The following is a 10,249-nucleotide window of genomic DNA, read 5'->3' as shown; positions in this document are numbered from 1 at the left end:
ACTTTGTAGGTTGGGTTGACATCCGGAAACCCCACAAAAAGATAGTCCTGTTCGCATAATGGTATACAGCAAAAAAGAATACCTAGCATGGGAGTATCTTGCTCCCACTGTTGTGGTCACAAATATTGCTGGACAATTCACGACCATTACAATGCACCAACACAAAGAGTTGGAATTGTTGGGTTGCGCTCCGACGCTTAACCCAACCTACTGGATACTATCAAAATATTTAGCTACTTTGTAGGTTGGGTTGACATCCGGAAACCCCACAAAAAGATAGTCCTGTTCGCATAATGGTATACAGCAAAAAAGAATACCTAGCATGGGAGTATCTTGCTCCCACTGTTGTGGTCACAAATATTGCTGGACAATTCACGACCATTACAATGCACCAACACAAAGAGTTGGAATTGTTGGGTTGCGCTCCGACGCTTAACCCAACCTACTGGATACTATCAAAATATTTAGCTACTTTGTAGATTGGGTTGACATCCGGAAACCCCACAAAAAGATAGTCCTGTTCGCATAATGGTATACAGCAAAAAAGAATACCTAGTATGGGAGCATCTTGCTCCCACTGTTGTGGTCACAAATATTGCTGGACAATTCACGACCATTACAATGCACCAACACAAAGAGTTATAATTGTTGGGTTGCGCTCCGACGCTTAACCCAACCTACTGGATACTGCATATCTTTCTTGAAACAGGAAGTATATTAATATGAAGTTTTCTAATTGCTTAGAAAGGGATAATATCTATGGTTTCTCCAGTACGATGGTTGTCTATTCTCAGTATTAATAGTCTGATATTATTTAGTGTGAGTTTCCCTCTCCTAATGTTGCCAAGTATTGTGAATAAGGGAGAAGTTGCTGCTCAAATCAACCCTGATGCTGAAGCAGAAAAAGTCTTTGATGAAGTAATGAAACTGTATAAGCAAGGTACAGCAGAATCTCGGAAGCAAGCCATCGCTAAATGGGAAGAAGCGCTATTACTATTTAGGAAAATAGGTAACTTGAGGAGGGAAGCAGTTACACTCGTTTGGATCGGTTATGTCTACGATAGCTTAGGAGAAAAACAAACAGCACTCAATTACTTAAATCAAGCATTACCTATATATCAGCAAGTAGGCGATCGCCGTGGGGAAGCAATCACTCTCAATAATATTGGCTATGTCTACGATAGCTTAGGAGAAAAACAAACAGCTCTTAATTACTTAAATCAAGCATTACCTATAAGACGGCAAGTAGGCGATCTCCGTGGGGAAGCAAGCACTCTCAATAATATTGGCCTTGTCTACAATAGCTTAGGAGAAAAACAAACAGCTCTTAATTACTTAAATCAAGCATTACCTATAAAACGACAAGTAGACGATCTCCGTGGGGAAGCAACCACTCTTACAAGTATTGGCAGTGTCTACGATAGCTTAGGAGAAAAACAAAAAGCTTTTAATTACTTAAATCAAGCATTGCCTATATATCAGCAAGTAGGTGATCTCCGTGGGGAAGCAACCACTCTTACAAGTATTGGCAGTGTCTACGATAGCTTAGGAGAAAAACAAAAAGCTTTTAATTACTTAAATCAAGCATTGCCTATATATCAGCAAGTAGGTGATCACCGTGGAGAAGCAAGCACTCTCAATAATCTTGGCAGTGTCTACAATAGCTTAGGAGAAAAACAAACAGCACTTAATTACTTAAATCAAGCATTACCTATATATCAGCAAGTAGGCGATCGCCGTGGAGAAGCAAGCACTCTCAATAATCTTGGCAGTGTCTACAATAGCTTAGGAGAAAAACAAACAGCACTTAATTACTTAAATCAAGCATTACCTATATATCAGCAAGTAGGCGATCGCCGTGGAGAAGCAAGGACTCTCAATAATATTGGCCTTGCCTACAATAGCTTAGGAGAAAAACAAACAGCTTTTAATTACTTAAATCAAGCATTACCTATAAGACGGCAAGTAGGCGATCGGGATGGGGAAGCAGGCACTCTTTTTAATATCGCTTGGCTCAAACGAGACCAAGGCAAACTCACTGAAAGTCGAACTTTCATAGAAAAATCCCTAGAAATAATTGAAGACCTCCGTACCAAAATTGCTAGTGTTGAACTCCGCGCCTCCTACTTCGCCACCGTCCAGGATAGATATGAATTCTACATCGACTTACTCATGGAACTCCACAAACAAAATCCAAAGCAAGGTTACGATGCTAAAGCCTTTCACGCCAGTGAACGCAGTCGCGCCCGTGCTTTCCTCGAACTCCTCAACGAAGCTAGTGTCAATATCCGCCAAGGAATAGATCCCAAACTAGCAATGGCAGAAACAGAGCTGCAACAACAACTCAATGCCATCGAAACCCAACGCATCAAACTCCTTAGTGGAGAATACACCTGCGAACAAAAAGCCAACATCGAACAAACAAGAGACCAACTCATAGATGAATACAACCAGTTACGCATCAAAATTCGTACCACCAGCCCAAATTATGCAGCTCTAACTGAACCTCAACCCCTCACTCTCAAAGAAGTTCAACAACAAGTATTAGATGACAACACCTTACTTCTACAATATTCCCTGGGAAAAAAAAGCAGCTATTTATGGGCAGTCACCAAAGATAGCATCCACAGTTATCAACTTCCTCCCCAAGCAAAAATCAAAAATGCTGCTATAGAGTTGATGGTGACAATAACAAACCCACGAGAACGCAACGACATAGCAAAAGTTGATAGTGCTGCCGATGAGCTGACAGAAATTCTGATCAAACCAGTTACCGATAAATTAAACAAAAAACGTTTATTAATAGTTGCCGATCGCTTCTTACAAGAAATTCCTTTTTCCGTCTTATCAATACCAAATACCGATCAAGAAAGTGATGGTTATCAACCTTTAATAGTTAACCACGAAATAGTAAATCTCCCTTCAGTTACTACTATTGCCAATATCCGCAATAGTACAAAATCTCGGAAACTTGCCCCGAAGAAAGTGGCTATTATTGCCGACCCAGTATTTAGCCCTGATGATGCTAGGTTTACAGGTAAAACTACCACAATATCTACAGCAGAATCTCGGAGTCGAGCTTTCCCCCTAGAGGCACAACAATTAGATAGGGCTGCTAGAGATGTTGGTATTAGATGGGATAGACTTCCAGGTACTCGCACTGAAGCAGAAGCAATTATGGCTTTAATACCAGAGTCGGAACGCACTCAAGCTTTTGATTTTCAGGCCAACAGAGAAATAGCAACCAGTCAGGAATTAGCCCAATATCAGATTGTACATTTTGCCACTCACGGTTTTGCTAACGGTAAGCAACCAGAATTGTCAGGGGTTGTCATGTCGTTAGTGGATAAAAACGGCAACTGGCAAAACGGTTTCCTCCGACTGAATGATATTTTTAATCTTAACTTACCAGCAGAATTAGTAGTATTGAGTGCGTGTCAAACAGCTTTAGGGAAGGATATTAAAGGAGAAGGTTTGGTAGGTTTGACAAAGATATTCATGTATGCAGGGGCAAAACGGGTAGTAGGTTCGTTGTGGGTTGTTGATGATTCTAGAACAGCAGATTTAATGTCGCAGTTTTATCAAGGAATGTTAGACCAGAGATTATCACCTGTGGAGGCATTGCGGGCAGCTCAATTGCAGATGTTAGAGACTGAGATAAGTCCTTATTATTGGGGAGCATTTACGTTGCAGGGGGAATATGATTCAAGATAGTTTAGAACTGATACAGCAAATTCCATCAGGCGAGAGGTACGCCACTCCTCCCTAGCTGTAATATCATCTCCAGATAATTAGTGATGAAAATACTTCTGTCTCCTGTCTCCTGTCTCCTGATTCCTCCCTAAGTGATGAAAATACTTCTGTCTCCTGTCTCCTGTCTCCTGTCTCCTGACTCCTCCCTATTTATAACTGATAACTGAAAATGACTACTTTATTTTATCGAAACTTTAGATTATTAATCCTGGCAATATTGGTAATTCTCACCTGGGGAATTTCAGCTTTTTTCACATTGCCACGACTTGAAGACCCTGAATTAGTTTCTCGTCAAGGGTTTGTCACAACTTTTTTGCCTGGAGCTGATGCTGAACGAGTTGAAGCTTTAGTTACAGAAAAAATAGAAGAAGAATTATCTGAAATTGAGGAAATTAAAAGCTACGAATCAGACTCTAGAGCGGGTAGTTCGATTATCGATATTGAACTGTTAGACTCCGTTGAAGAGGCAGATGCTGATGCGGTTTGGTTAAGAATTAGAGAGCGATTAAATAGAGCTGCTCCTGAATTACCTGTGGGTGCGAGTCCACCACGACTAGAGGAGGTAGAAGTTAAGGCTTATGCTTTGATTGCAGCTTTAATTTGGGAACAAGATAGCGAACCTAATTATGCAATTCTTAACCGTTTATCTGAATTGTTGAAAGATGAATTTTTGGGATTATCGGGTACAGAAAAGGTTGATATTTTTGGCAAGCAAAATGAAGAAATTATCGTAGAAATTGACCAGGTTCAGTTAGCTAGTATTGGGTTAACACCTCAACAATTATCAACGCAAATTCAACAGAGCGATGCTAAGGTTTCAGCAGGTATAATGCGCAGTCAAAATAATGATTTACTATTAGAAATAGAATCAGATTTAGATTCTTTAGAAAGGATTCGGAGTATTCCAATTAATTTTAGCGAACAAGGACAATTTGCTCTCCTTGGCGACATTGCTGAGGTGAGGAAAACTATTATTAAACCGCCCAGAGAATTAACATTAATTAATGGTCGTCCTGCTGCTGCATTAGGGGTATTTGTCGAATCAGATTATCAAATAGACCTTTGGGCAAAAACAGCAGAAACAGAAATTGATAAATTCCGCGAACAACTAGGCAAAGGTCTGAAACTAGAGATGATTTTTAATCAAAGTAATTATATTGAAAATCGTCTAGATAGTCTGATTTTAAATTTGTTTATTAGTGGCTTTCTAGTATTTGCAATTACAGTCTTTTTAATGGGTTGGAAATCTGCAATTGTTGTTGGTTTAGCCCTACCTCTATCAACTTGTATGGTGTTAGGTTCGATGGGATTGTTAGATATACCTCTACATCAAATGTCAATAACTGGAATAATTGTAGCTTTAGGGCTATTAATTGATACAGCAATTATTGTGGTTGATGAAGTTAGTCAAGGTATAGCTTCAGGTCTAAAATCAGAAGTAGCAATTACTAAAGCAATTCATCATTTATTTATGCCTTTAATGGCATCAACTTTAACTACAGCTCTGGCGTTTTTACCAATTGCAATTATGCCTGGTCCTTCTGGAGAATTTGTTGGTAGTATTGGTATTAGTGTGATTTTAGCTGTTCTTTATTCACTATTAATATCAATTACAATCAGTTCGGCAATAACAGCAAAATTATACCACAATCCAGACCGTAATTCCTGGCAAAAAACTAAACAGCTATGGTGGAAAACAGGATTTTCAAATTCTTATTTAACTCAAATTTATCAACTAAGTTTACGCAGCATATATAGTTCTCCTTTGTTAGGAATATTATTAGGTTTAATATTACCAATAACTGGTATAGTTCAGCTAGGAACTCTGCCCCAACAATTCTTTCCTCAAGTAGATAGAGACCAAGTACAAATTGAATTAGAATTGCCAGCTATCACCTCAATTGAAAAAACAAGAAATACTGCTCTAAAAGTCCGAGAGCTAATTTTACAGCACCCAGAAATTGATGAATTACAGTGGTTTTTAGCCCGTAGTTCGCCCAGGTATTACTACAACTTAAAAGCAGGTAAAGAACGGTATCTCAATTATGCTCAAGGATTTTTGCAGCTAAATACGATCGCTAAACCAGAATTAGTTAACAGAATTCAAGCAGAAGTTGATAGCGCATTTCCTAAAGCTCAAATTTTAGTGCGACTATTGGAACAGGGACCTCCTTTTGATGCACCAGTGGAACTACGAATTTATGGTCCCAACTTAAACCGTCTACAACAAATAGGAGAACAAGCAAGAGCGCTATTAGCTCAAACTCCGAAAGTAACTCATACCCGCAGCACCTTAAACGATGTTCGACCTCAACTAAAACTGTTAGTGGATGAAGAAGAGATTCGTTTAGCAGGACTAGATCGCGCTACTGTTTCGGAACAGTTAGATACTTTACTAGAGGGAAATTTAGGAGGTTCTATCCTCGAAGGTGTTGAAGAATTACCAGTGCGGGTGCGAGTATCAAATACTCAAAGAGGAGACTTTAACCAAATTAAATCCCTAGATTTACAACCGACTGGTTCCAGTCTCAATCAAAATCGCCTGAATGCAACTGACACAATACCTCTATCAGCTTTAGCAGAAGTAGAATTAGAACCACAATTTTCAGTCATTAAAAGGCGTAACGGTAGAAGAGTAAACTCAATTCAAGGTTTTCTCGCTGCTGGGGTTTTACCTTCAGAAATTTTCACAAAATGGCAGCAAAAGTTAAATGATGCAGATTTTGAAATACCATCTGGGTACTGGTCTGAAATTGCTGGAGAGGCAGAACAACAAGGCAATGCTCAAGGAAATCTTTTCTCAACTCTCCCAGTTATATTAGTATTGTCAGCCTCAATTTTGGTGTTATCCTTAAATTCATTCCGAGCAGCTTCCATAATTGGTTTAGTTGCTATTTGTGCTGTAGGATTAGGATTTTTTAGTTTATGGTTATTTGGCTATCCCTTTGGGTTTATGAGTCTGATCGGCACATTTGGTTTAGTGGGAATTGCCATTAACGACTCAGTTGTAGTTATGGCTGCCATCCTGGAAGACCCAGAAGCATCTCAAGGCAACCGTCGAGCTACCCGAAAAGTAGTCCTACGTTCAACTCGTCATGTAATTGCTACAACTTTAACAACAATGATTGGGTTTGTGCCCTTATTGTTAGGAGGTGGTAGTTTTTGGCCTCCTTTGGCAGTAGCGATCGCTGGTGGTGTAGCTGGTTCAACACTCGTTGCTCTTTATCTTGTTCCCTGTTCGTATTTACTTCTAGCGAATTTTGGTAGAAGTAATAAGGATTCGTTAATTGATAATTGATAATTAGATGTAGGTTTGGTTTGAGCTTCCTCAACTCAACCGACATCTAATACATATTGGTGTTTTTCTAATGGCAAAATACGCCATTTATTGAGTAATATTTGTTCGTTTGGATTCTATATAACTCATCTGTCAACACGAAATAAGAAGTCATAATTTATATCAAGGCATTTTTGATAAGTTTTCTTTCGGACAATCAAAATACTTCTTTTTTCTTACTCTCTCGAGTGTATATTGATATCGAAGATTTCTGTTAAGTAACTGGTAACATTCCTTTGAATCAAAACCTAGTTCCATCAAAAAGCAAGCTTGCAAAATGAAAGAAAGTGATTCTACTAAGTCAGGTAATTTTTCTAATTCAACTGATTTTTTCTTTTTCTTTTTATTATCGTGAACAAAATCGTTTCTCGTTGCTGCAATTTGAGCACAAAAAAATTTATCTTTAATTAATTCACTGGTTATTTCTGGTATTAATTCAGTTAAATCTATTAACCTTTCTTCTAGTGTTAAGTCCCGATTGTTCTTACACTGAAGTTTGTCTTTTGCCCATTCTTTATATTCATCAGGAAGACTATCTAGTTTATCTAGACTATGTATAACTGCATCTCGACACTTCTTTTCAGACTCATCATCTGGCAAATTTTTTTTGTCTGTTTCTGTTCGACGACGACGATGATAAGATTCCGCAGCTTGAACAAGATTCAGAAATTGATTCTCTAAATACACATTTGGTTTGTACCTGATACCGAAGAACAAATTAAAAATACTAGTTAATCTTTCCCAAGAATCAAACCATTTGTTCAGAACTGAGGAAAAATCACTCTTAATCTTAATATAAGATAAAGATAAAAGCATATCAAGTTCAGTAAATAATTGATCTGTTTTTTTTCTCTCAGGGTATATAGTTTGATAGATAGCTTTGATAGGCATTTCGTCTAGATTGTCACTACTATTTTCTCTGTGTAGAAAATCGCCGTGACGGGAATAAAGTGTTAATTCAGTAATGCAGTTAGTTCTATCAGTTGCAAAAGTTAGAAAGTGATTTAGAGGATGTATGAATTTAGAGTGAAAATCTTTAAATGAAAGTTCTTGATTTGGTTGAATGATGAATGATGCAAATTGCTTAAAGTCAATATTTACACAAGACTTGTTGGAGTAACGATAATCAAGAGAAAATTTTCCATCTTTTGTAGTTGCTTCAATCGTTTCAGGACGAGTATATATAAATCTTAATTCTTCTTCTTTATCCTGAGATGGTAATTCATCTTCTCTAATACGAGGTAAGTCAGCCCAGTCAGATAAATAACTATACTGTACCTTAGCTTTATGAAAGAATATTTCGTCTTCGTTAGTAAAGTATCTGCCAATTAAAGCAAACTTTGAATCATATACTCCACTTGAAAAAGTACAATCACAAAGAGTAATAATCTCTCGATCTGCAAATCCTAAAATAATTGGAAAATCAAGATTTAATACCAATTTTCCAGCAGATGAGCCTACCATCAGTTTGAGACATGAACCCATTAGTCGCAGTTTAATTCCCTCATAATTTGTAAATGTCAGAGTACCAGCTATTTTTTTCTCTGGCTCTGAGGGCAACCACCAATATCCTGAATATTCTAGATTTTCCATTTTTAAACCTCTAATTAATTAAGTATTAGTAAGACTCAACTTTTTAACACTATCCCCTAATTTTTTAATTTCGCGCATAGCTTAAATAATAAGATTAATTTTCGACTCTTGTGGCACTCTATTTGGTTCCTTGTTATTATTTACTTCTGGCAAATTTTGGTAGAAGAAATAAGGAGTAGAGTCGGAAGTGTAGGAAATGTGAGAAGTTTGTCAAAGTAGTGGGAGGAAGATGCTCCCAGTTTTCCCTAGATTCCTAACTACCACCAAAATATTACAACTAAAATAGAATTGCTATATCTATTCTCTCTCTCCTTTTGTCTGGTATCTATTTCATGGTTTTATGTCTTTAATAAATTCTAAAAATTGCTTTGGAGTTAAAATAGGGATTCCTTGAAATGGATTCAGTTCTAATAAGTCTTTATCTCCTGTTATAATATGAGTGGCTTGGCCATTAACAGCAACGTCTAAAAATTTATCATCTTTTGGATCTCTACATTTATTGACGATTTCAGATACTAAAATCTGTTCTGATTCTAGCTTAATCTTTGCCAGAAATTGAGAACGAATATCTAGGGGAATATATTTATCAAATTTTGAACGAGTCAAGACTTCTTGTAATTCTTGAAATGTTACATCAGAAAATAAAATAGTACCAATTTTTCTGGCTTCTTTAAAAGCAATGTCAGGAAGAGATGATTCAATCAAAATACTACTGACTAAAATATTGGTATCAATAACTAATCGTAGTTTATTCATCTTCCAGTATTTGGTCTAAAATTTCTTGTGTTAATCCATTTGCTTTAGCTTGTTTCTGCATTTCTTCGATAATTTGTTCTAAAGATTTATCTTGTATAATTGATTTAAGCAAATCATTAACAATTGTTTGGATTTTTTGCTGTTTTTCTGGTTCTGCTTCTCGGTAAGCTTTGGCAATTTCAGGGTCAACTTGAATCGTAATATTTTCCATGATAAATTAAAATTAATTAACCTATGTTTATTCTAGCGATTGAAAGTTATTTCTGTTTTAGAGGATAAGTCCGATCTGCCACTTGACCCCATTCCAACTGATTTAGGTAATTTTTGAGTTTTTTTAGTAAGATAATCGGTGATTAATTCTTGGATAATTTCAGGAATAGATTTTCCTGTTTGAGTAGCTAATTTTTGTAGATTAGCTTCAGTTTCTTCTGGCAAATAAATCGTTGTTGATTTCATTAGTAAGATTCTCAATAAAAACAAATACTTTAATTATAGATCATTATTGAACACTATCTTCAATTATCCTAATTTCTTCCTCTGTTAACCGATACAATTGTAGGGTTTGGTGTCTCAAGCTACGTTTTTCGGCGTTGGTGATTTGAGGTATTATATCATGTCCGGTAGCATCGGTATTGTATAGCAAAGGTAGGGAACAGGGAACAGGGAGGAATACTTAAGAGCAAGAAAAAAAACTTAAATTTCCTATAGATATTCACCTTTGAATTTACACAAACGATACCAGCGGACATAATATTATTTCTTGTCCGGATAAGAGTACAAACAAAAAACTTTCTTCCTCTACTATTCTTT

At 36.9% G+C, this 10,249-nt stretch carries 6 protein-coding genes; 2 read left to right on the top strand and 4 right to left on the bottom strand.

The window, feature by feature from the left end:
• Nucleotides 1-759: 759 nt before the first annotated feature.
• Both F6K27_RS24325 and F6K27_RS24320 read left to right on the top strand, forming a co-directional pair.
• Nucleotides 760-3,714, top strand: a complete 2,955-nt coding sequence (locus tag F6K27_RS24325; protein WP_287284402.1) for a CHAT domain-containing tetratricopeptide repeat protein — start codon at nt 760-762, stop codon at nt 3,712-3,714.
• Between the two features lie 208 nt (nt 3,715-3,922).
• The gene (locus F6K27_RS24320) at nt 3,923-7,051 is read left to right on the top strand and encodes an efflux RND transporter permease subunit (protein ID WP_287277511.1); all 3,129 of its coding nucleotides are present in this window, start codon (nt 3,923-3,925) and stop codon (nt 7,049-7,051) included.
• 162 nt (nt 7,052-7,213) lie between these two features.
• Here F6K27_RS24320 and F6K27_RS24315 read toward each other — a convergent pair whose 3' ends face one another.
• The 4 genes from F6K27_RS24315 to F6K27_RS24300 all read right to left on the bottom strand — a co-directional run bounded on the left by F6K27_RS24315 (nt 7,214) and on the right by F6K27_RS24300 (nt 9,895).
• A complete protein-coding gene (locus F6K27_RS24315; RefSeq protein ID WP_287277510.1) occupies nt 7,214-8,683 on the bottom strand; it encodes a HEPN domain-containing protein in 1,470 nt (489 codons plus the stop codon).
• Nucleotides 8,684-9,013: 330 nt separating this feature from the next.
• Nucleotides 9,014-9,439, bottom strand: a complete 426-nt coding sequence (locus F6K27_RS24310) for a putative toxin-antitoxin system toxin component, PIN family (RefSeq protein ID WP_287277509.1) — start codon at nt 9,437-9,439, stop codon at nt 9,014-9,016.
• Nucleotides 9,432-9,650: a hypothetical protein gene (locus tag F6K27_RS24305; protein WP_287277508.1), complete on the bottom strand. Its 219-nt coding sequence runs from the start codon at nt 9,648-9,650 to the stop codon at nt 9,432-9,434. Before F6K27_RS24305 ends, F6K27_RS24310 begins: the two co-directional genes overlap by 8 nt.
• Before the next feature lie 32 nt (nt 9,651-9,682).
• A complete protein-coding gene (locus F6K27_RS24300) occupies nt 9,683-9,895 on the bottom strand; it encodes a CopG family transcriptional regulator (RefSeq protein WP_287277506.1) in 213 nt (70 codons plus the stop codon).
• Between the last annotated feature and the right edge of the window lie 354 nt (nt 9,896-10,249).

Origin of the sequence: Okeania sp. SIO2F5, assembly GCF_010692685.1 — a bacterium.
Lineage (GTDB): Bacteria > Cyanobacteriota > Cyanobacteriia > Cyanobacteriales > Microcoleaceae > Okeania > Okeania hirsuta.
This window is presented reverse-complemented; position numbering and strand designations above follow the sequence as displayed.

Bases quoted from the DNA above. Each gene is read 5' to 3' on its own strand.
- F6K27_RS24325 (WP_287284402.1), top strand. From the start codon at position 760: ATGGTTTCTCCAGTACGATGGTTGTCTATTCTCAGTATTAATAGTCTG.
- F6K27_RS24320 (WP_287277511.1), top strand. From the start codon at position 3,923: ATGACTACTTTATTTTATCGAAACTTTAGATTATTAATCCTGGCAATA.
- F6K27_RS24315 (WP_287277510.1), bottom strand. From the start codon at position 8,683: ATGGAAAATCTAGAATATTCAGGATATTGGTGGTTGCCCTCAGAGCCA.
- F6K27_RS24310 (WP_287277509.1), bottom strand. From the start codon at position 9,439: ATGAATAAACTACGATTAGTTATTGATACCAATATTTTAGTCAGTAGT.
- F6K27_RS24305 (WP_287277508.1), bottom strand. From the start codon at position 9,650: ATGGAAAATATTACGATTCAAGTTGACCCTGAAATTGCCAAAGCTTAC.
- F6K27_RS24300 (WP_287277506.1), bottom strand. From the start codon at position 9,895: ATGAAATCAACAACGATTTATTTGCCAGAAGAAACTGAAGCTAATCTA.